The sequence below is a fragment of the Nostoc sp. TCL26-01 genome (genome assembly GCF_013393945.1).
Taxonomy (GTDB): domain Bacteria; phylum Cyanobacteriota; class Cyanobacteriia; order Cyanobacteriales; family Nostocaceae; genus Trichormus.
This window is the reverse complement of sequence record NZ_CP040297.1, coordinates 1,602,776-1,624,646: the sequence shown is the minus strand read 5'-3', so window position 1 is coordinate 1,624,646 and position 21,871 is coordinate 1,602,776. Positions and strand designations below refer to the sequence as shown.

General features: G+C 41.0%; 19 protein-coding genes. 7 read left to right on the top strand and 12 right to left on the bottom strand.

What is annotated here, in order from left to right:
• Positions 1–26 precede the first annotated feature (26 nt).
• From FD725_RS06840 to FD725_RS06825, 4 genes are all read right to left on the bottom strand, one after another.
• On the bottom strand, positions 27–779 hold the full coding sequence (locus tag FD725_RS06840) for a winged helix-turn-helix domain-containing protein (protein ID WP_179051457.1): 753 nt from the start codon (positions 777–779) through the stop codon (positions 27–29).
• A 515-nt stretch (positions 780–1,294) separates the two neighbouring features.
• Complete coding sequence (locus FD725_RS06835) at positions 1,295–1,981, bottom strand: hypothetical protein (RefSeq protein WP_179047426.1); 687 nt, start codon at positions 1,979–1,981, stop codon at positions 1,295–1,297.
• 271 nt (positions 1,982–2,252) lie between these two features.
• Positions 2,253–3,944, bottom strand: a complete 1,692-nt coding sequence (ilvD, locus tag FD725_RS06830; RefSeq protein WP_179047425.1) for a dihydroxy-acid dehydratase — start codon at positions 3,942–3,944, stop codon at positions 2,253–2,255.
• 356 nt (positions 3,945–4,300) lie between these two features.
• Complete coding sequence (locus tag FD725_RS06825) at positions 4,301–6,625, bottom strand: transglycosylase domain-containing protein (protein WP_179051456.1); 2,325 nt, start codon at positions 6,623–6,625, stop codon at positions 4,301–4,303.
• 270 nt (positions 6,626–6,895) lie between these two features.
• Here FD725_RS06825 and folK point away from each other — a divergent pair, with 270 nt between their 5' ends.
• The 3 genes from folK (at position 6,896) to FD725_RS06810 (ending at position 8,982) form a co-directional block, all read left to right on the top strand.
• Entirely contained in the window at positions 6,896–7,408 is a 513-nt protein-coding gene (folK, locus tag FD725_RS06820; protein WP_372726728.1) for a 2-amino-4-hydroxy-6-hydroxymethyldihydropteridine diphosphokinase, read from the top strand.
• Between the two features lie 95 nt (positions 7,409–7,503).
• Positions 7,504–8,052: an NUDIX hydrolase gene (locus tag FD725_RS06815; protein WP_179047424.1), complete on the top strand. Its 549-nt coding sequence runs from the start codon at positions 7,504–7,506 to the stop codon at positions 8,050–8,052.
• A 480-nt stretch (positions 8,053–8,532) separates the two neighbouring features.
• Complete coding sequence (locus FD725_RS06810) at positions 8,533–8,982, top strand: Fur family transcriptional regulator (protein ID WP_179047423.1); 450 nt, start codon at positions 8,533–8,535, stop codon at positions 8,980–8,982.
• Between the two features lie 298 nt (positions 8,983–9,280).
• Here FD725_RS06810 and FD725_RS06805 read toward each other — a convergent pair whose 3' ends face one another.
• A complete protein-coding gene (locus tag FD725_RS06805; RefSeq protein ID WP_179047422.1) occupies positions 9,281–12,127 on the bottom strand; it encodes a pentapeptide repeat-containing protein in 2,847 nt (948 codons plus the stop codon).
• Positions 12,128–12,259: 132 nt separating this feature from the next.
• On the opposite strand from FD725_RS06805, the gene FD725_RS06800 reads away from it, so the two are divergent.
• Positions 12,260–13,978 (top strand): DUF3685 domain-containing protein, encoded by a 1,719-nt coding sequence (locus FD725_RS06800; RefSeq protein WP_179047421.1) that lies wholly within the window; start codon positions 12,260–12,262, stop codon positions 13,976–13,978.
• 215 nt (positions 13,979–14,193) lie between these two features.
• On the opposite strand, the gene FD725_RS06795 is transcribed toward FD725_RS06800, so the two are convergent.
• The 5 genes from FD725_RS06795 to FD725_RS32350 all read right to left on the bottom strand — a co-directional run bounded on the left by FD725_RS06795 (position 14,194) and on the right by FD725_RS32350 (position 16,980).
• Positions 14,194–14,490, bottom strand: a complete 297-nt coding sequence (locus FD725_RS06795) for a hypothetical protein (RefSeq protein ID WP_179047420.1) — start codon at positions 14,488–14,490, stop codon at positions 14,194–14,196.
• Positions 14,491–14,493: 3 nt separating this feature from the next.
• Positions 14,494–15,468, bottom strand: a complete 975-nt coding sequence (gene mdh / locus FD725_RS06790) for a malate dehydrogenase (RefSeq protein ID WP_179047419.1) — start codon at positions 15,466–15,468, stop codon at positions 14,494–14,496.
• Between the two features lie 89 nt (positions 15,469–15,557).
• Complete coding sequence (locus tag FD725_RS06785; RefSeq protein WP_179047418.1) at positions 15,558–16,013, bottom strand: DUF4079 domain-containing protein; 456 nt, start codon at positions 16,011–16,013, stop codon at positions 15,558–15,560.
• Between the two features lie 266 nt (positions 16,014–16,279).
• Entirely contained in the window at positions 16,280–16,672 is a 393-nt protein-coding gene (locus tag FD725_RS06780; RefSeq protein ID WP_179047417.1) for a DUF1830 domain-containing protein, read from the bottom strand.
• A 176-nt stretch (positions 16,673–16,848) separates the two neighbouring features.
• Positions 16,849–16,980 carry a hypothetical protein gene (locus tag FD725_RS32350; protein ID WP_256871867.1) on the bottom strand — a complete coding sequence of 44 codons (132 nt, stop codon included), beginning with the start codon at positions 16,978–16,980 and terminating at the stop codon, positions 16,849–16,851.
• 297 nt (positions 16,981–17,277) lie between these two features.
• On the opposite strand from FD725_RS32350, the gene FD725_RS06775 reads away from it, so the two are divergent.
• The gene (locus FD725_RS06775) at positions 17,278–18,867 is read left to right on the top strand and encodes a photosystem II high light acclimation radical SAM protein (RefSeq protein WP_179047416.1); all 1,590 of its coding nucleotides are present in this window, start codon (positions 17,278–17,280) and stop codon (positions 18,865–18,867) included.
• Positions 18,868–18,980: 113 nt separating this feature from the next.
• Here FD725_RS06775 and FD725_RS06770 read toward each other — a convergent pair whose 3' ends face one another.
• Positions 18,981–19,427 carry a hypothetical protein gene (locus FD725_RS06770; protein WP_179047415.1) on the bottom strand — a complete coding sequence of 149 codons (447 nt, stop codon included), beginning with the start codon at positions 19,425–19,427 and terminating at the stop codon, positions 18,981–18,983.
• A 290-nt stretch (positions 19,428–19,717) separates the two neighbouring features.
• Between FD725_RS06770 and FD725_RS06765 the strand changes: the two genes are divergently transcribed.
• Together FD725_RS06765 and FD725_RS06760 are read left to right on the top strand one after the other, a co-directional pair.
• On the top strand, positions 19,718–20,029 hold the full coding sequence (locus FD725_RS06765) for a DUF1778 domain-containing protein (protein ID WP_179047414.1): 312 nt from the start codon (positions 19,718–19,720) through the stop codon (positions 20,027–20,029).
• Positions 20,030–20,554 carry a GNAT family N-acetyltransferase gene (locus FD725_RS06760; protein WP_179047413.1) on the top strand — a complete coding sequence of 175 codons (525 nt, stop codon included), beginning with the start codon at positions 20,030–20,032 and terminating at the stop codon, positions 20,552–20,554.
• Between the two features lie 97 nt (positions 20,555–20,651).
• Here FD725_RS06760 and FD725_RS06755 read toward each other — a convergent pair whose 3' ends face one another.
• Positions 20,652–21,320 (bottom strand): Uma2 family endonuclease, encoded by a 669-nt coding sequence (locus FD725_RS06755; RefSeq protein WP_179047412.1) that lies wholly within the window; start codon positions 21,318–21,320, stop codon positions 20,652–20,654.
• Positions 21,321–21,871 lie beyond the last annotated feature (551 nt).

Sequence of the window (21,871 nt, the reverse complement as noted above, 5' to 3'; positions counted from 1 at the left end):
TAAAAACTAACAACTATCTCAATAGATTATCCGAACCGATAGCCAAATCCTCTGACAGTCACAATATATTCAGGATGACTGGGGTCTTGTTCCAGTTTTTCCCGTAACCAACGAATGTGAACATCTACAGTTTTGCTATCACCGACAAAATCTGGACCCCACACTTGGTCTAGTAGTTGCTCCCGTGACCATACCCGGCGAGCATAACTCATAAATAATTCCAATAAACGGAATTCCTTGGGTGAAAGATTTACTTCTTGCCCACGTACTAGCACTCGACACTCTTGAGGATTTAAGGTAACTTCTTTATACTTCAGTACTGGTAATTGAGGTAAGGTACTCAAGCGCTGGCGACGAAGTAAAGCACGACACCGAGCTACTAATTCCCGCATACTAAAGGGTTTGGTGAGATAGTCATCTGCACCTACTTCTAAACCTAACACGCGATCAGTTTCACTGCCTTTAGCACTGAGCATCAAAATCGGTACTGGGTTGCCTTGATGACGTAGCAAGCGGCAAATATCAAGGCCGTTGATTTGCGGCAACATCAAATCAAGAATTACTAAATCGAAGGGAAAATCACCCCCATTCGGTTCAAAACTTTTGAGATACTCTACAGCTGATCTCCCATCAGCCGCAGTCACCACCCCATATCCTTCTTCTTCTAGGGCGACTACTAGCATCTCTTGAATAAGCTCTTCATCTTCAACTACCAGAATCCGACTTGTTTGTCCAATCTCGGTTCTGGCCGAGTACTTGATTGATTCGCTGGTGTACATTGATATCACAAAAGTCTGACCCTGTGGTTGTATCAACTATTTTTGTTAAGTTAATTGTCTATTTTTGCTGCATCCACACTTTTGCTTTTGCTTTGGCGATCGTGGATAGTTTGGCAAAAAGTAATATATGTAACGATGCTCAATATATCATAGATCACTCTCGTTGCACGTTTGCATTAATTTCTCTAGCAACTACTATACAAAACTCAAAATACCTTAGAAGATGCACATAATGCTACAAAGTTCCAAAAGTTTACAGGATCTCATTGCTTTATACCATTTCACGTTAATCATGATACACATAAATTATGTAGAGACGTTGCAATGCAACGTCTCTACTGTTCACTAGCATTTCTGCATCCTTCATCTGAAGAGCGTAGCCTGCGCTTACGCATACAAAACTCAGTACACCTTTATTCTTTCTTCCCAGTCCCCATTGCCCCTTATCCTCAGAGGGGGTTCCGAGTTCCCCAATTCCTTACCTCTAGGAGTGATTCAGAAATCAAATCGGATTACTATATACTCATCAAGTCTGCTGCTTCTTGTAAAAGCTCTTTTTGTTCCTGTTGAATTATCTCTAAGCGGCGAGAAATTTCTGTTAATCTTTGTTGTTTATCGGTATAAATAGTTTGAGGACTTGTAGCGATTAAATCTGAATGATCATCTAGCTTTTGATGGTTAGTCATTTTTTGTAGAGCAAAATTGCTCACTTTCTTCATAGATAAAATACTAACTTTAATTAACGCCTGGATTAATTTTAAAGGGACTTGCAATATTGACCAGCTAGCTGTCTCAATCAAACGCACCATTGTTTTGATAAGATTCCCCAAGAGAGCTATGGCAAATAGCAAAATTATTAAGCTGATGATGGGATGATTAGTAGCCCAAGCTAATATTTGTACTAACCGTAAAAACGTCGGGTGTTGTACTAACCAATCATTGATAGATGAAGAAATAGCTGTTTTGACAGCAGCAGATGTTGTACTCTTAACCTGTTCAGCTGTTTGCCAACTTTGTTGTAATGTTTGTGTAACTACATCAATGGTCTGATCAGTTGTGGTATTGGCTGTTTCCTGTAATGATTTACCAAATTGGTGTGCTGAGTTGGTGAGAGAACTCACTTTTTGACTAACCTGATCTTTGACTATTTGCCAGTTTCGGAACAACTCTTCAAGCAAGTTTACGTCTGTTGGCGGCATCATAGAAAAATTTTACCGATGCTAGAACTAAATCAGCAACAATCCTTGTTTCTATTTTGGCAAAGGTTCATCAAAAAATTGTAGGACTAATAGGTAATGGGGTAATAAACATCTGGTAGAGATTTATGCTGCGTTACCGAAAATCCTTGTAAAGACGTAGCAATGCTACGTCTCTACTTTTGCGGAAATGAGTAATAATTTTCTCCCGATGATCAATTCACCATTACCAATTACTGCGACCAGAGACTACATATAAATCAGCTAGTAACTTGAGTTATTGGGGGAACAAGTCTAAATCTGTAACAGCACCGAGACTACTAGAAGCCACTAACTTAGTGTATTTCGCTAGTATACCTTGAGTGTAACGGGGTGGACGGGGTTGCCAATTGGCACGACGATGAGCTAATTCTGCATCAGAGATATTTAGCTGTAACAAGCGTGCATGAGCGTCGATAGTAATACTATCACCTTCTTCTACCAGAGCGATCGCCCCACCCACAGCTGCTTCTGGGGCGACGTGTCCGACTACCATGCCGTAAGTACCGCCAGAGAAGCGTCCATCGGTAATTAAGCCGACGGAATCACCCAAACCCGCACCAATAATGGCTGAGGTTGGTGCTAACATTTCTCGCATACCGGGGCCGCCTTTGGGGCCTTCGTAGCGGATGACAATCACATCACCAGCTTGAATTTTCCCTGCTAAAACTGCATCTAAACAGTCTTCTTCCGATTCAAATATTCTTGCTGGCCCAGTAATCACAGGTTTTTTCACCCCAGTAATTTTGGCCACAGCCCCTTCTGTCGCTAGATTACCTTTGAGGATCGCTAAGTGACCTTGGGCATATAATGGATGATCCCAAGGACGAATCACATCTTGGTCTGGGGATGGTGCATCTGGGATATCTGCTAAAACTTCAGCAATGGTTTTACCTGTGATGGTGAGACAGTCACCATGCAGCAAATCATGCAATAATAACATTTTCATGACTTGGGGAATACCGCCAGCTTTGTGCAAGTCGGTAGCGACATATCTACCACTGGGTTTTAAATCGCACAAAACCGGCACACGTCCCCGAATTGTCTCAAAGTCATCTAAGTTTAGTTCTACACCAGCAGCCCTGGCGATCGCCAGAAAATGTAGTACGGCATTTGTAGAACCACCCACGGCCATAATCACCGAGATGGCATTCTCAATAGATTTACGGGTGATAATTTGTCTGGGTAAGAGTTGATGACGAATGGCTTCTACTAAAACTTTTGCTGATTCTTCTGTACTATCGGCTTTTTCCTCATCTTCTGCTGCCATTGTGGAAGAATAAGGTAAACTCATACCCATCGCTTCAAAGGCAGAAGACATGGTATTTGCGGTATACATCCCTCCGCAAGAACCAGCCCCAGGACAAGCATTGCGTTCTACGGCTGTGAGTTCGGCATCATCAATTCTGCCTGCACTGTATTGTCCGACCGCTTCAAAGGAACTGACTACAGTTAGGTCACGGCCGTTGTAGTGTCCGGGTTTAATTGTGCCACCATAAACAAATATAGCCGGGATATTTAACCGGGCGATCGCAATCATTGCCCCTGGCATATTCTTATCACAACCACCGATGGCAATCACCCCATCCATCATCTGTCCATTACAGACTGTTTCAATGGAGTCAGCAATCACTTCCCGTGACACCAGGGAATATTTCATCCCTTCGGTTCCCATAGAAATCCCATCACTAATGGTAATTGTGCCGAATATTTGCGGCATAGCCCCAGCGTGTTTAATCCCGATTTCTGCTCTTTGTGCTAGTTTATTAATCCCCATGTTGCACGGGGTAATGGTGCTGTAGCCATTGGCAACACCCACAATGGCTTTGGTAAAGTCTGCATCTTGAAAACCTACTGCCCGCAGCATAGCTCGATTAGGCGATCGCTGCACCCCTTGTGTGACAACTTTACTTCTGAAATTTTCTGACATTGTTTTTCCTTCAGCGCCTGCATCGCTTGTATGGCGATTGTATTACTGATTGTCTCATGCCGATGCGGCAATGAGAGATGAGGGATTTGTAAACAGTCAATAGTCAATAGTCAATAGTCAACAGTGACCAGTTAATCCCCATCAATAAATTGAGGGGCTTTGTATAACAGTGAACAGTAAACGTTTATTAAATACGTCTGATGTGAATTACAAAAATCAACGATATGTCGAGGATTCTGGTGCGGTAGAGACGTTGCATTGCAACGTCTCTACAACGATAAATGTAGGGTTTTCGTCTTTAATACACATTAGGCGTTAAATGGTAACTGGTAACTGATAACTGTTAACTGATTTGGTCATGTACTTGGTCTGAGTCTTTCTCGCCAGGACGGGGTAGGTGCGGTAGAATTACCAGAACCAGAACTAGTTCCTGGGGATGTAGACCGTCGTGATCTCCGGGGGGTAGTAACTTCCGAGTCTACAGTTTGTCGAGACTGCCTTCTTCTGCGAGGTGTTTCATCGGTTTGCTCTGAAGTAGATACTTCACTCCGATAGCGTCGTCTTCTTCTGGGTGTATCAGATGACGTGTTTTCATCTGATTGTTGGTAGCGTCTTCTACGCCTTGTCGATGACCTAGTTTCCTGGTTTGATTCGTCATCATCATTAGAGTCGATGACACCGTTGACTATTTTTCCGGGCTTGATGGGTTTTGCTTTGATACTACCTTTACGTCCTTCGAGTTTGGGTCTTTCGGGAAACTTTTCTACAGGCATTCCCTCCACGGCTTTTTCCATAAACTCATGCCATGTATAAGCGGCACTACCACTACTACCATAGGTAGGACGATTGTCATCATTGCCTAACCAAACTCCGCCGACCACTTGGGGAATGTAGCCAATAAACCACAAATCACGGGCTTCGTCAGATGTACCTGTCTTGCCGGCTACAGGACGATTATCTAGTTGGGCTGCTGCACCGGTTCCCGCTTCGACGACGTTGCGTAGCATCCAAGTCATGATAGCAGCGCTGTCGGCATCAAGGACTCGCCGAGACTGAAAATTAGCTGACCAAATTACTTGTCCTTTACGGTTCAGGATGCGGCGGATACCATGAGCTTCATTGTATAAACCTTGGGTGGCAAAACTCCCGTAAGCATTGGTCAATTCTAAAAGATTGACTTCATTGGAGCCAAGTGCTAAAGAATACGTTGGTTTCAGTTCCGACTTGATCCCCATGTCACGGGCTAGTTTAATTGTTGGCTCAAATCCCACATCCAGCAATATCTTCAGCGCCACCACATTCACAGAACGGGTCAGGGCTTGACGCATATTGATCATCCCCCGGAAAGTTTCACCGTAGTTTTTGGGTTCGTAGCCATCAACTACAAAGGGGGCATCTAAATAAGTATCATAGGGGCTTTTGCCTGTGGCGATCGCTGCCGCATAAACAAAACCTTTAAATGTTGATCCTGGTTGCCGTTTGGCTTGGGTAACACGATTAAATTGGTTTTTACTAAAGTCTTTACCCCCTACCATGGCTTGAATTTCACCATTGCGGGGGTCAATTGCCACTAAGGCGGCTTGTTTAAAGTTTTCCCATTGACCTTGATTACGCAGGGTTTTGGCGACTGCGGCTTCTGCGGCTACTTGCCAAGTTGGGTTTAAGCTAGTTTCCACTGTTAAACCCCCGGCGGCTAACACATCAGGGGCTACATATTTTGGTAATTCTTGTTGAACGTAACTATTAAAGTAGGGAAATTGTACTTGTAAGCGCTTGGGGGGACTCGGTTTGAGCGCTAGGGGTTCTTGAATTGCGGCTTGTCTTTGGGCTGGGGTGATGAATCCCTCTTTTTCCATCCGTTGCAAGACTAAATTTCGTCGTTGTTTGGCAGCATTGGGATTTTTATCTGGTGCGTACAAACTAGGCGCAGGTGGTAAGCCAGCAATAGTTGCCATTTCTGCTAGAGAAAGTTTATCTACTGGTTTACTGAAATAGACCCAAGCTGCATCCGCTACACCATAAGCGCCAGCACCCAAATACACCAGATTCATATAACGTTCTAGTATCTGGTCTTTGGTCAATTCTGCTTCCATTTTTTGCGCCAGACGCGCTTCTTTGAGTTTGCGCCAAACTGTGCGTTCCTGTTTCAAGAACAGAATTCGCGCTAACTGTTGTGTGATAGTGCTACCACCTTCTACCACATTTTGCGATCGCAAATTATTAAATATTGCTCTGACAATTCCTTGAGCATCAACACCATTATGTTGCTTAAATCTGCTATCTTCAGCCGCAATGAAGGCTTGTTGTAAAGTATCCGGGATCTGTTCTAAATTAACTTGTTCTCTGGTCGCTTCTCCTTGCTGTTGTAATATACTGCCATCAACAGCTTTGATAGTTAATGTTTGCTCACGAACAACAGCTTGTAATTCAGATTTATCCGGCAAAGTTCTATCTATTTTGCCTAAAAAATAGTTGAAGGCGATGATTCCGCCACCTACACTTAAGCCAGCCCAAAACCAGACACGGCGATAAAGTGGTTTCTCGCGGCTCGTAAACCTAGTAATGATCCCAGACGTTACACCACCTATTTGGTTGAGTAACCGCTTGGGTTTTACCTCTGTTGTTGGAGGCAAGCTCTCAACTGTCGATTCTTCATGTTCATACTGATTACTAGGCGGCAAGTGGGGTTCCTCCTTGTCAGAGTCACTCAAGTTAATTACTCATTGCTAGAACCAGGAGGTAAATTTCTCCAAATTAGTTCTTCGCTGCATATTTTGTCATCATCCTGAAACAAGATATTCCAGGTGAGAACAATACATTCGTGTTAGTATAATATCTCATAAACAATTAACTGAATTCATTGCTACTCAAAAATGTTTTTTAGTAGTTAAAATATACTTTCAGTAAAGAAAAATACAACATTCAATTGATATATTGAGAGTAATCAAACTATTAAAAGTTACTCAGGAAAGCAGATAGTTAAAGGTAGTGCCATTGCCCTTGGTAGTAATTTGGGTGATTCCTTGGCAATACTCCAAGCTGCCACAACAGAATTAGCAGCGATCCCCGGCATTCAACTAGATGCCATTTCTAGCTGGTATAAAACTAAAGCAGTCGGGCCACCACAGCCAGACTACCTCAACGGCTGTGTGACATTACAAGTAGACATGAGTCCCCAGCAGTTGTTAGCAACTTTGCTAGCAGTCGAGCAAAAATTTGGGCGCGTGCGTCAACAACGTTGGGGGGCGCGATCGCTAGACTTGGATTTGTTATTGTATGATGACTTAATCTTGAATACACCGACTCTTCAGATCCCCCATCCGCGAATGTGCGATCGCGCTTTTGTATTAGTACCCCTAGCAGAGATTGCTCCTGACTGGGTAGAACCAGTTTCCGGATATGTGATTAAAGAGCTGGTAAAACAGGTAGACTGTTCTGATGTACATTTGTTAAAGGGCAGTTAAAACCATTACCCATAGCAGAAAACACGGGTACATCAAATTAATTGCGTATTGTCACCCATTGTTTATCTGCACTATTTAGACAAAACTATTTAACTATGCCACTAGGTAGAGAATTACCACAGCTTTTAAAACAACGCCTGTTCCATAAAGGGCGCAAGTTTGATTTTGAAGTCAATCGCTTGCGTTTACCCAACAAAGTCGAAGGTGAATGGGAGTGCATCCGTCACCCCGGCGGCGCTCTAGCTGTACCCGTGACGGCGGAAGGTAAACTAGTACTTGTACGTCAATACCGTTTTGCTGTTCAAGGACGAATACTAGAGTTTCCCGCAGGCACGTTAGAACCCAGTGAAGATCCTTTAGCGACAGTCCAGAGAGAAATTGAAGAAGAGACAGGTTATAGCGCCCAGAAATGGGATAAGCTAGGGGAGTTTTTCTTGGCTCCTGGTTATTCCGATGAAATTATCTATGCTTTTTTGGCAAGAGATTTAACAAAGCTAGATACACCACCCCAGCAAGATGAAGACGAAGACATTGAGACTATCTTGTTAACTCCCGAAGAACTAGAAAAAGCCATTCTGGAAGGAGAACCCATAGATGCTAAATCAATCACCAGCTTTTTCTTAGCACGGCCTTTCCTAATTTAAGGATAAGAACAGTTCAGCAAACTTCATAGCTGTTCCAACTTCAAGTTGCATATCTTTATTTCATGGAGCAGAATTGAAATTTCTGCTCCTTTTGTGCATGAATGTGTAACTGACTACCTTTGCTAATTTTTCTACGAGCTTCAAGTCAAGGGAAAACTCTATCTTTATTTGTAATATGGCGAAAAATGGCGTTACTTTGTTAACGCACATATTCACAATTTTTGACTCAACAAAACAACACTTGTGCCTTGAGGTGGACATTGCCGATTGTTTTAAGCTAAAGTTGTAATGAGTTTGTTTTAGATGAAGGTACGGCGAGTAATCCCCCAAAAAGACTAAAATATATCTCCTCATACTGTGGTTTCCCCAGCATTTACCAATCGGCCAGAGGTGACATGGTGATATATAGGATTCTGGCATATACAAAACAGCAATAACCATCAAAACGGGAAAAATCCCTCATAGTAAATAGACTTAAATATGCAACAACAGGCAGTATCGACAAAACCCATTCGTTCTCTAGAAGATGCACTTGAGCGCTGTCAAATGCTGGGTATGCGTGTGAGCCGCCAACGCCGCTTTATTCTAGAGTTGCTATGGCAAGCTAATGAACATCTTTCTGCTAGAGAAATTTACGATCGCCTTAACCAACAAGGCAAAGAAATCGGACATACATCTGTATATCAAAACCTAGAAGCGTTATCCAGTCAAGGGATTATAGAGTCTATCGAACGCTGTGATGGTCGTCTTTATGGTAACATTAGCGACTCTCATAGTCATGTCAATTGTCTCGACACTAACCAAATCCTCGATGTACATATCGAACTCCCAGAGGATTTTGTCAGGGAAGTTGAACAAAGAACAGGAGTGAAAATTACTGACTACAGTATTAACTTCTATGGCTACCGCCATCCCCAAGAAGATATTTGAAGTAGGGGAGGCAGGGGAGGCAGGAGAGGCAGGGAAGGCAGGGGAGGCAGGAGAGGCAGGAGAGGCAGGGGAGGCAGGGGAGGCAGGGGAGGCAGGGGAGGAAAAATGCAATGATTATATTTGCTTTCACCTATTGAATATTTTATTTTTTGGAAGTCCCTAACTTATGTGATTGTTTCAACACAAAAACACAAATTTGCCTAAAACCCTTATATACACGTAGAGATGCAGAGACGTAGAGACGTAGCACTGCTACGTCTCTACCATTACCAATTACCCATTACCAATTACCCATTCCCTACTCATCATAAGAATAATTACCGCTAATTGTAGAGACAATTGGCTCACCCTCTAAGCTTTCCATTAAGGCAATATCAGCAGAATTATGTTGCCAAACACTAGTATTATCTGTTGTCTTGGAGACACTAAAATGTGATTGCTGAGATAGCAGACCTTTCATTTCTTGGAATTGTTCTACAGAAAATAACGCCCCGTTGAGCGCTGCGATTTCTCTCTCCGACTCAGTTAAAATAGCATCAGATAAACAAGCATTCGAGAGATTGACAGTTTCTAAATTCACACCAGTCAAATTAGCGCCAGTTAAATTAGTACAAGTTAAATTAGCGCCAGTGAGATTAGCATGGGCTAAATTAGCATTTACTAATATGGCGTAGGATAAATCTGCTTGTGCAAAATTTGCCCCAGTTAAAACAACTTGTGATAAGTTTGCGCCTTTGAGATTGATTTTAGTTAAAGATTGGGGACAAATGCAGTTCATGACAATGTTATTTGGTAACAAAGATGCTTTAGTAATGAGTGTCAACATTGCCTGGGGATGAAATTCTGTTAAATTAACAGGATTACCACAAGGATAAAATGGTGTAGCAATTTTCTGGGAAATAGCAGCCATTAATAAAAATATATTTACTCCCACATTTGTATTTACCTGTTCAACATTTACCGGATTTTGTAAGGTGTGAAAATTAGGTAAAACATTGTGAGCAATTCCCATATCTAACCAACGCCCTTGATACCAATCATGCCAGCAAGATGCTAGACGCTGGAAAAGAGTTTTTTGAGAAAAATCACTTTTAGGCTGATGTTGAAAATCGGCAATTAATAACTCGGTGATTTCTGGAGTGAGAATCCCATAACCGAGTAAATGATAGAGGTGTTGAGCGACTTGATGAGGAGTATTTAAGATAAAAGTTGCTACTCCATAAATATCTTCTTGGCACTGTGTTAATATTTGCAATTGTTGAGCCAAGGCTCCCGCAAAGAGGTAATTGCCTAATTTGGGATGAGAAAATTCAATTTTGCTGGTAAAACAACGAAAATAAAAAGCGGGTAAAGTATGGGCATTTAATCCTTCAGGAATGATAACTTGATGACGATCGCTATGCAATATTTTGAGTGCGATCGCTTGCATTTGGGTAATTAAATCTTGGGGGTGATGAGCTGCGAGTAAATTGGCGATCGCTTCTGATGTACGATGGATATGAGCCGAACCGGGACGATATAAGGTTGTTTTTATATTCCCATCTAAGGGATAACCCAACAACCACAAATTTAAGCGTCGATAAATCTCTCCAATGAGAGATTGATGAGAATTTTCTGGGTTTTTAACGGCTAATTGTAATAGTTCATGATCTAATAGTCCGTCGCGGTGTAAAATGCCCAACAAATAGAGCATTAATGGTTGACGGACTAGATGAGAGATTTCTGGTAACTTGGATGGATTATTAAAGCAACCTGATTGTTTGAGGAATGTAAAAAAGTTTTGCGCTACAGGTAACGACTGGACTAATGCCCATTGTTGAAACCAATTTTTTAACTCATTCACTTCCCAAGGCAAAATAGTAATTCTTTGCCATTGTAGAGATATTTCTGAGCTAATTTCTGAGAGAGTTTCTCTACGACTAGTCAACACAACTTTATGTTTTAGCTCAGACTGAAATTGTAATAGCTGTTCCAGAAAAATTTCCTTGTGCCTACTTACTAGATTTGTTGGTGGCAATTCATCCAGTCCATCCAACAGCAATACACATCGGCTATGCTCTTTATTTAGCCAAGCTGCTAAGTTAAAATCAATAGGAAATGCGAAACCAGAATTGAGAGTTTCTAGCAAATTTTTGCCATACTTAATATCTCGCAAACGAATGACAATTGGCATCCAATCGGGATACAGTTCCCAGGCTATTTCTGCTGCCCAAATCTGACAGAAACTAGTTTTGCCATAACCAGGTTCTGATTCAATCACAGTGATAGATTCTAAATCAGTTAATTGTTGTGTTACCCATGTTTTTAAATCCACTGGTTGACTATGATTAGCTGCTTGTGGCACACCCATTAAGGGAATATAAATATCTTTCAGCGCAAAAGATTCTATCAATAATGGTGTACTCAGAGATTGTATTAAACTAGCTCGATACTTTTCTTTAGACAAATCAATAGTTGAGATTTCCCCCAGACTTCCCAAGTGGAAGAACTTTTGCAGTTGGGCTAGAGGTGCAGCATTTTTGGCAATCACTGTTAGTAAATATCCTGGCAAGGAATGCTGTAAACGTTGAGTTAATAATTTAGCTTCAAATTCTTCCGCACCATTGGCAACTAACCAAGCTACAGTAGCATTGTTCATCTGCTGCACTAGTAAGGAATCACCAACTACAGACAGGGCTTGTTCAGCTTGAGTATCAGTTAGTTTACCAGGGGAAAGGGTTTTCAATAGTCCTTGCAGTTGTGTATCTTGAAGAATTGTTACTGTTTGGGAAGGTATTCTGGCACGGTTCAGCCAAGGTTTTTGTAAGTCGTCTTCCTGGTGTAAAACTTGTTCTAACGCCAAAATATAAGCAATTTGGAATGTTAACCATGTACCCTCATTGCGTTTCAGAGCTTTTTTTTGACTCAGACTATTGAGGAGGTGTTCAGTCAAGGAAGCAATAATCTTAGCTTCTTGCTCAACTTTGTCTAGGGGTAGTTGCAGTAGTTCTGCTAAGGTACAAATATCCAAAGGCATCAGGCTTTTAACTTCCATATCCTGAACAATGCGATAGGAAACACCTGCTAATTGCCCAAGTGTAAAGCTTTTGATGTGGCTAATTTCTATCTGGCGTTCTGCCAACCAATGCCGGATACTGAGATTCATTTAATCTAATGGTGAACTGCTGCCTATGGCAATTATGATTCATTTATTAGCTGACGCAAACAGGTAAAAATCAGGAGGACGGAAACTTTCACCAGATGCAAATCAGACGGTGCTGATATACGTGATTAAATTATGAGCGATCGCCCTCTAAAATTATTACTAGTAGACCAAGATCCCATTTTCCGCTTAGGATTACGGGTAGCATTGGATGCAATACCTGATGTGCAAGTGGTATCAGAAGCCATAACCGATACAGCCGCCTTGCAAATACTAGCAGAACTGCAAAATGAAGCTAATTCAGTCAACCTAGTAGTGCTGGAATTGGGCAACAGTCGCTTTGCCAACAGTCAACAGCAAGGTTTACAACTCTGTCAGCAACTCAAAGTTTTATATCCCACACTGCCGATTTTGCTCCTCAGTTCGATTCAAAAACCAGAACTACTGATGGCAGCTAGAGTTGCTGGTGTAGATGGCTACTGTCCTAAAGGTACTGCTGTGAGCGAATTAGTCACCGTCATGCAAGCAGTCGCTGCTGGTAATGCCTACTGGCTGACTGATAGCTTAATCACAGACAATCCTACCCCTATTGCACCACCCCGCAATTTTCTCACTAGATGGCAACAAAATTTACGTTTATCAGGCACTAATTATATTAATACTACTCTGCAAGAAGTCACAGCCCAACTCCAAATCCCTGGTTTGCCAATATTAGATAGAGCTGTGTTAGCTGGGAAAAGAAGAGAACTGCTAGCTAGTCGTTGGCTACTCCAACAACTATTAACCTCATCAGCCGAACAGCCAGAAATTATCTCATCTGTGCCTGTCATCGTATCACCCAGCCCTCCCATTGTCACGACTTTGCCACCATCATCAAGTCCCAGGGCGCTGCAATCTACTTTGTTTGCTACTTGTATTAATAAACTGCAATTTTCCTTAAAAAATGTTGCCAATATTCCTTTAGAAATTGACATATTAAATGAAGACAAGAAACGAGAATTACTCTATTTAATTTTGCAAAAACTAGCCCAACAATTAGATGATATTCGGACATCGCAAATTACAGTCAACCAATTGGCTAGTTTGCAGTCGAGAATCTTACTAGATTTATGGCAATCAGCGACTACAGATTTTTTTGGTAAGTTTTCTAGAGTCCGTATTGCCAATCAAGACGTGGAAATTGTCAATGTAATATTACATAATCCTCAAATTATCCAGACAGCAATATTGAATAAAATCCCTTTGGTATTAGAACTATTATCTTATTTACTATTTAAAACAGATTTACAAGTAGAAAATTCTACATACCCAGCAAATAGTTCTGAAGCCAACTCACAAGCAGAAATGTTGCTAGAAAATTTATTAATTCAGATAGCCAATGCTGTATTACAACCATTATTAAATAATTTAGCCGACGTAGAAACAATTAAGCAAAACTTTTATGATCGCACATTAATTTCTACCAGAGAAATTGAACGCTTTAGAAATGAATTATCCTGGAAATATCGTTTAAATAATTACGTCAACGAAGCCAAAGCAATTTTTGAAAGTCGCTATGAACTATGGGTATTTGCACCACGAGGTATTGCTCAAATCTCAATTTATGCCCCCCGTAACAACGAATTAGCCCAACTTTCTGGTTTACCCTTAGCAGTCACACTATTACTCGAATTTCGAGATGCGATCGCTCCCCGTCTCCAATCAATAGTATCCTTTATAGGTAGTGGCATTGTCTTTGTACTGACACAAATAATCGGTAAAGGTTTAGGTTTAATCGGTCGGGGAATTCTGCAAGGTATTGGTAGTGTATCCTTAGACAAAAATTTTAAACGCAACAATGAACGACAGAAGTAAGGGGGAAGAGTCAATGGTCAATGGTCATTAGTCAATGGTCAATGGTCAATGGTCAATGGTCAATGGTCAATGGTCAATGGTCAATAGTCATTAGTCTTATACTCACTACTCCCTCATTCATCAGTCATCACTCAGCACTCTCTCACTCATCACTCATCACTCAGCACTCAGCACTCAGCACTCCCCCACTCAGCACTCAGCACTCCCCCACTCCCTCACTCCCAAGTAGCCACATTTCGCAGCAAATCAGGAATCTCTCCTTGGGATAAAGGAAACTCCAAGATGGTTTCTCGATAACCCAAATACCCAGACTCAGCAAACGACAACAGCATTCGTGCTAGTGCTAGCCAGACTTCTGGTTCATACTCCCAATCACGATAGCGTGAAGCGCGACCAGCAATGGAACGTAGCGCCCAGAAATAAGAATTTCTGACGACAGAACCACCCTTTTTAAACTCTGGTAAATCTTCGTGATTTAAACACAGTACTTGATTTTCAATTCTGGCTCTCATTTATCAGATAGTAGCTAAAATTTCTTGCGATCGCTCAATATTTTTGCGTACAGATGCGGCAGAATGATGCAAAGCTATTCTTTCATCTTCAGTAATATTTAATTCCAAGACACTTTCAATTCCACTTAATCCCAACCTGCAAGGAACACCAATGACAACATCATTTAAACCATATTCACCTTGCAGATATGCGGCTACAGGTAACAACCGTGATTGATTCAACAAAATCGATTCCACCATCACACTTGTCGCTGATGCTGGGGCAAAAAATGCCCCACCAGTCTGCATTAGTTCTACAATTTCAGCACCGCCGTTGCGGGTTCTTTCTACTAAGCGTTCGATTGTAGCTGTATCCAATAATTCTGTGATGGGGATACCATTAACTGTGGCATAACGAGACAAGGGAACCATCAAATCCCCATGACTACCTAATACCATTGCTTTGACATCAGCAGGTAACACGCCTAATTCCAAAGCGATGAAAGTTTCAAAGCGTGCCGAGTCTAACACACCAGCCATGCCCATAATGCGATCGCGTGATAACCCGGTAGCTTGCCAAGCTAGATAAGTCATCACATCTAAGGGATTGGTGACTACGATAAAAATAGCATGAGGAGAATAGGCGATCGCTTGCTTGGCTGCTTCCACAACAATCTTGGCATTAACTTTTAACAAATCATCCCGACTCATCCCTGGTTTACGAGGTAGTCCAGCTGTAATCACTACAATTTGCGAACCGGACGTATCAGCATAATTATTCGTACCAATAATCTGACGATTATGTAGTTCAATTCCCCTAGCCTCTAGCAAATCCAGTGCTAATCCTTGAGGCATTCCCTCAACAATATCTAATAACACCACATCAGCCAGATTTTTCTCAGCAATACGTTGGGCGAGAGTACTACCAACCCTCCCAGCACCAATGATAGCTACGCGGGGTAAACGACATAGATTCGGGGAGTCAATAGAGGAAGACATACATTTGCCAAGAATGCAACCTTATACAACTTAGATTAGCAGCTGGGAATAATTCGTAGAGGTCTAATGAGTAATGACTAATGATTAATTTACGGTAAGTACTTCTGCACCACACTCCAGCCAGTGAGTGATACCCAAGCTAAACCCAAAAATAAAATTATATTTAAACTAATATGTAAAGGTCTAGCCCAAAATCTTCTAGCACTAATTTGCGTGGCACTCAAAGCAGACAGCAAAACTAATCCAACAACAATTAATCCAGCCCATAAATGAGACGATTGACCCAAAGTACCAAAATGACCCAAAGTCCCAATAATACCGATCGCTAGCAATAATAGTACCAAACTTACCATACTAATACCCATCAGATAGTGAAGCGATCGCACCTCTGTCCCACTCCACAGCAAAAAACTAGGTGCTTGTCCCGAACTCCTCAATCGCCACATCCAAAAACCACTGATAGCCAACAGCAAATACGCCACCAGCGCCAACCCCATCGACCACGCAGCTATTTTCCACAACCAAAGAAATGATGGTAAGTTCATAAGTATTTATTATAGTGCTGAGTGAGGGAGTGCTGAGTGCTGAGTGAGGGAGTGCTGAGTGAGGGAGTGCTGAGTGCTGAGTGAGGGAGTGATGACTAATGACTAATGACTAATGACTATTGACTATTGACTATTGACTATTGACTATTGACTATTGACTATTGACTATTGACTATTGACTATTGACTATTGACTATTGACTATTGACCAATGACTAAAAAGGCTGCTGAACCCAGCAACCTTTTTATTTTAAGAACATTGTTTTTTTATTCAACGGATGCCAGACTAGCAACTGTTAAGGGTTTTGTTGTATCACCGGATTTTGTATTATTTGACTGGACAATGGGTTTTGTACTAATAGGGTCTGCCCCGATGGAGCTTGTATTAAAGTCGTAGCTGCTAGGCTCGTCCATGACAAGGCGATCGCACGGAATGGTATCCGACAAAATTGCACTTGCCATCATGCCAGTATGAATCTCCATGTGAGCTTGAATTGGAGCTTCAAAAACGAGGCGTTGTCCAGGAAAAACCACCCTTTCAAAGTACCAATTGGGGATATTGGAGATGCGAGCTACCTGGATTTTGCTCGTGGCATTGATGTAGCAGCAGAGAGATTTTCCCGATTGCTCAGGTGGTAGAGGGTCTAATATTTGAGCCATAACTGCTGAGGAGCTTATCGCCACAATTTTACATTACAACAGCAAAGTTAACACCGGCTGATCCCCAGATGCTGTAACTCCGACTACCAACTGAAATTTTCTACGCTATTTCTATCTAAAGTTATGTTCAAGTTATGAAATTTTTATAAAAAATTTACTTTTCATAAAATTATACACTATGAAGGAATTTTTTGAAATTTTCCCCTTAATAGATTAACTATTGACTTCATCAGATCATCGTCTTTCACAAGCACTAGGCGATCGGCAATTTCCCACATTTCAGCCACAAGTGAAATTTTTGAGTTCATCTATCCCTAGACTTGATAGTAGGGATCATCGCTGAAGGAATGAACTCAATGTTATGGTAAAGATATGTGAAATTTTTCTTTATCAAGGAAATCTATATTATCTGATGTCAATAAGCTGTGAATATCAAGAATCTACCTCAATGTCAAGCTAGATACCCACAGGCTATTCCCTACAAAGAAAGTCCGCAAAACTTTCTGTTCTAGTCTCTAATTTCCAGGTAGCTGGTAATAAATACCTAAATTCCCACAAACTTAACAAATCAACTATATTCTTTAATTTCTCCAACACACGGCAAGATGGAAGTTAAAACCCCAATGATGGACAATCGAATTCTCTATGTTCGCCTTCCTTGTAACCCCATCTTTCCTATTGGGGTCGTTTATTTGAGCGATCATGTTCACAAAATGTTCCCTCATATCGAACAACGGATTTTTGATTTGGGAACAGTTCCACCTCTGGATTACGCCTCCGCCCTAGATCGTTGTATCGACGAGTTCAGACCTACATTGTTGGTATTTTCTTGGCGAGATATTCAAATATATGCCCCAGTTGGCGGACGTGGTGGTAATCCCCTGCAAAATGCCTTTGAATTTTACTACGCCAAAAATCCTCTAATTAAATTACGTGGCGCATTAGGGGGATTGCGTATCTTCATTGCCTACTACGTAGAGTTGTGGCGCAACTTGGGCTTAATCAAACGTGGCTTGAAGCGTTCCCAAAAATATCATGCTGATGCGCGTGCGGTTGTTGGTGGTGGTGCAGTTAGCGTATTTTATGAACAATTGGGTAAAAGCTTGCCCAATGGCACAATCATTTCTGTAGGTGAAGGCGAAACCCTACTAGAAAAACTCTTGAGTGGTAAAGAATTTCGAGACGAACGCTGCTATGTAGTAGGAGAAGCCAAACCCAGAACCCGCTTAATTCACGAACAACCAACCCCACTAGAAAAAACCGCCTGTAACTACGACTATATTGAGAATATCTGGCCAGAGTTTAACTACTACCTACAAGAACAAGACTTTTACATCGGCGTACAAACAAAGCGCGGTTGCCCTCACAACTGTTGTTACTGTGTTTACACTGTAGTTGAAGGTAAACAGGTACGCATTAACCCCGCCGATGAAGTTGTAGCAGAAATGCGCCAACTATACAATCGTGGCATTCGTAACTTCTGGTTCACAGATGCCCAATTCATCCCCGCACGCAAATTTATTGATGATGCTGTCGAACTGTTACAGAAAATCGTTGATTCTGGGATGACAGATATCCACTGGGCAGCATACATCAGAGCCGACAACCTGACACCAGAGTTGTGTGACTTGATGGCAAAAACCGGCATGAACTACTTTGAAATCGGTATTACTAGTGGTTCTCAAGAACTCGTGCGCAAAATGCGGATGGGTTACAACTTGCGGACTGTCTTACAAAACTGTCGTGACTTAAAAGCTGCTGGTTTCAACGATTTAGTTTCTGTCAACTACTCATTTAACGTTATTGATGAACGTCCAGAAACCATCCGCCAAACCATCGCCTACCACCGCGAATTAGAAAAGATTTTTGGTGCAGATAAAGTCGAACCAGCTATCTTTTTCATCGGACTACAACCACACACCCATTTAGAAGAATACGCTTTCAAGGAAGGCATTCTCAAACCAGGTTATAATCCCATGAGTTTGATGCCGTGGACTGCCAAAAAACTCCTCTGGAACCCCGAACCACTTGGTTCGTTCTTTGGCGAAGTCTGCTTACAAGCTTGGCAACAAAACCCCAACGACTTCGGCCGGGAAGTCATGAAAATTCTAGAAGAGAAACTGGGATGTGCCGATTTAGAAGCAGCACTTTCTGCACCAATGGACACTAAAGATAAACAATTAGTAGGAGTTTAGGTAATTCGTAATACCCTACGGGAAGGCTTGCGCCTACGTAATTCGTAATTCGTAATTGTCTAAGTCAATTACGAATTATTCTTAATAAAGTTGTTTAGTTGCTCGTTCTGACTCTATTGTTCTCTGAATTCCTGACACCATTGTTTTTGAAATTGCTCTTGAATTTCAACACTTACAGGCTCTACATCATCACTAGTTTTAAATATATCTACACGAGTTAATTGGCCATCTTCACCAACTTTATAAACTTTTCGTCCCAATGCCATATCGATTGCCATACCCGTTATTATGATTTTTCTATTTGCTCCGTAGCAAATAGGTAAAAGACCGTGTAAAGCAAGTTTCTCTCGAACCCGCTTAAAAGACTCAAAAAAATGCCAATCTGTGTCTTCGATTACACCGTTAGCCCACTGTAATTTAATACGACATTCGGTGCGTCGTCCACCAACTTCAGTCCAATCTCGGCAACCTAATTCAATCTTTGCTGGAAGCAAATTATTATCTGCATCTTTCAAGAAGATTTCATACTCACCAACAGCCTTTTCTGGTGCTTGTGACATTTAACCTTCCGAGTTTAGGTTTTCAATAATCTCTTGAAGCCATTATCGCGCAATCAAGGTGCGTGGTTGGGGCTATCTATAAAAATAAATATTTATACTTATTGCTCGAATCAAGAAAAAAACTGTTATATTGTATGTGAGGTTAAATGCCGTACATAATTGACGGTGTTAATTGTTAAATTACTCAGAGTTCTGAAAAGTTAATGTCTGGCAGTGTATAACTAGCTAGACACTTGCATGATTATTACACTTTTATCAAAGTCTATCATTCTAATTATGTAGAGGTTATTATGACCGTTGCAGTGACTAAAAGCTCCAAAGTAAATTCAGAGCGCTCCAAAGCTGAACGTTTGGAAGCTCGTGTCACAAAAGAGCAAAAAGAATTGTTTCAGCGTGCTGCTGATATTCAGGGTCGAACACTAACAGATTTTGTTGTGAGCAGCGTTTTGGATATTGCCAAAAAAGTTATTATGGAACACGAAAATATGATCTTAACTAAGCAAGATCAAGAAGTTTTTGTTGCGGCATTGTTAAATCCGCCAGAACCAAGTACAAAATTACGAAATGCAGCCCAACGTTATCAACAAAAAATGGATGTATAAGTGACGTTCTCAAATAATTCTGATACTTCTATTAATTATTTAATACAGCCGCTTGCTAAACAAGACCGAGCGGCTTTTTCTTGTGGAGTTGAGCCACTGGATCTTTATTTGAAACAACAAGCAGGGCAGGATATTCGTAAGCGTATGGCTGCTATCTTTGTTTTAGTTGAAGAAGGTTCTAATGCAATCATTGGATATTATACTTTGTCTTCAACTAGCATTATATTTAATGAATTACCAACTGAGATAACTAAAAAGCTCCCAAAATATCCAAATGTTCCTGCAACTCTTTTAGGTAGATTAGCCGTTGACCAAAGATATCGCAAAAAAAGATTAGGAGAAATGCTTTTAATGGATGCGTTATACCGAAGTCTTCAGAATGAAATAGCTACAGTAGCTGTAGTCGTTGATGCTAAAGATGATAAAGCTCGTTCGTTTTATGAGTATTATGACTTTATTCAGTTTCCTAATTTTCCTTATCGACTATTTTTATTAATGGATACTATTGCCAAACTTTTTAAGTAAATACTTTATAAAACTATAATTTTCAGCACTTAATTTCTTACAAGAGTTATGACAATCAATCTATAGCAATGATTTTGAGAGACACTTATTCGCATCTCTATTGCTTTCGCTCATCGTTTGCTTTCAACCCCTGCTCAAATTCATCAATAGCCTGAATTGAATCCGAAATTGTCAGACATTGTTCTAGCAAAGAAATATCTAATTCTAGCAATATCTCACTTCTAGAGATTGCTTCATACCCATAAGTATCAGGGTAAACAGTAGCTTGTTCTTTCTGGGAATTGTCTCGTAAATGGTATAGCTTGAACTGGTTTCTCTCCCAAAACCAGACTTCTGCAACTCCTAATCTTCGGTAGATTTCCAGTTTGCTGACACTACCACTTGTCAAAACTACTTCTATAGCTAAATCTGGTACTTTTTTCTCTTCGCCTATGCAGTAACACTCGTCTGGTTCTGCACCAGCTTTTTTTGCTTTGTTTTTAAAAGTAGAACTTCCCATAGGTACAAACCGAATGCGCTGGCTATAGAAAAAACGCTCTAACAGCATCCCTAAATTGGTTTTGATTTTTTCATGTCTGATTGATGGCGACACGATTTCTAATATTCCATCTAAATAATTAACATGGTAATGAGAGTTGTTTTCTAGTTTTGTCAGTAGCGATTCATAGCTTTCCCAACTCACACCACTACTGATAAACTTTTCTTCTGGGTCGTTACCATGACCCAATTCTGGCTCATCAATTAGTTCTTTAAGGCTGCTGACCATTGTCATCTCTCCTGTTAATTTTTGAGATAAAGGTGAGTTGTGCGTTTATTTCATACTGATTTCTCCATCACATCTGTTTAGATATTATCGCGAAATAAAGCGATCGCCCTTGGTACGACCGAGCAAGGAAGTTGCGACATAATGGCTCTTAAAAGGTTTATAAATAAAAGTTCTGAATAATTTGGAATTTCTTTGCTTAGTTTTGTTTCTTACTTAGACTTTATAACATCAATAATATCTTTTCTGTGGGCAACCCACTTGATATCACAATTGAGCAAAATTTTCAACCGTCCATTTAATAATATTTAGGTAATTCGTAATTCGTAATTGTTAAGTCAATTACATAATGATTCAGTTTGTAGTTAAGAGGTTGTTTGAAAAGTCTAAAAGTATACTAAAAACCCCTCTCCATAGAGCGAAGCTCTTCTCGTAGAGTACCTCTCCCCGAAACGGAGAGAGGCTTTGAAACCCTGATTTTCCTGTTCCCCTTCCCTCTCTTCGAGACGCTGCGCGAACGTAGGGAAGGGGTTAGGGGTTAGGTTTTTGAGATT

Excerpts from the sequence above, each read along its gene's own strand:
- FD725_RS06840 (WP_179051457.1), bottom strand. The coding sequence starts at position 779 with ATGTACACCAGCGAATCAATCAAGTACTCGGCCAGAACCGAGATTGGA.
- FD725_RS06835 (WP_179047426.1), bottom strand. The coding sequence starts at position 1,981 with ATGATGCCGCCAACAGACGTAAACTTGCTTGAAGAGTTGTTCCGAAAC.
- ilvD (WP_179047425.1), bottom strand. The coding sequence starts at position 3,944 with ATGTCAGAAAATTTCAGAAGTAAAGTTGTCACACAAGGGGTGCAGCGA.
- FD725_RS06815 (WP_179047424.1), top strand. The coding sequence starts at position 7,504 with ATGCCACTAGGTAGAGAATTACCACAGCTTTTAAAACAACGCCTGTTC.
- FD725_RS06810 (WP_179047423.1), top strand. The coding sequence starts at position 8,533 with ATGCAACAACAGGCAGTATCGACAAAACCCATTCGTTCTCTAGAAGAT.
- FD725_RS06805 (WP_179047422.1), bottom strand. The coding sequence starts at position 12,127 with ATGAATCTCAGTATCCGGCATTGGTTGGCAGAACGCCAGATAGAAATT.
- FD725_RS06800 (WP_179047421.1), top strand. The coding sequence starts at position 12,260 with ATGAGCGATCGCCCTCTAAAATTATTACTAGTAGACCAAGATCCCATT.
- FD725_RS06795 (WP_179047420.1), bottom strand. The coding sequence starts at position 14,490 with ATGAGAGCCAGAATTGAAAATCAAGTACTGTGTTTAAATCACGAAGAT.
- mdh (WP_179047419.1), bottom strand. The coding sequence starts at position 15,468 with ATGTCTTCCTCTATTGACTCCCCGAATCTATGTCGTTTACCCCGCGTA.
- FD725_RS06785 (WP_179047418.1), bottom strand. The coding sequence starts at position 16,013 with ATGAACTTACCATCATTTCTTTGGTTGTGGAAAATAGCTGCGTGGTCG.
- FD725_RS06780 (WP_179047417.1), bottom strand. The coding sequence starts at position 16,672 with ATGGCTCAAATATTAGACCCTCTACCACCTGAGCAATCGGGAAAATCT.
- FD725_RS32350 (WP_256871867.1), bottom strand. The coding sequence starts at position 16,980 with ATGAACTCAAAAATTTCACTTGTGGCTGAAATGTGGGAAATTGCCGAT.
- FD725_RS06775 (WP_179047416.1), top strand. The coding sequence starts at position 17,278 with ATGGAAGTTAAAACCCCAATGATGGACAATCGAATTCTCTATGTTCGC.
- FD725_RS06770 (WP_179047415.1), bottom strand. The coding sequence starts at position 19,427 with ATGTCACAAGCACCAGAAAAGGCTGTTGGTGAGTATGAAATCTTCTTG.
- FD725_RS06765 (WP_179047414.1), top strand. The coding sequence starts at position 19,718 with ATGACCGTTGCAGTGACTAAAAGCTCCAAAGTAAATTCAGAGCGCTCC.
- FD725_RS06755 (WP_179047412.1), bottom strand. The coding sequence starts at position 21,320 with ATGGTCAGCAGCCTTAAAGAACTAATTGATGAGCCAGAATTGGGTCAT.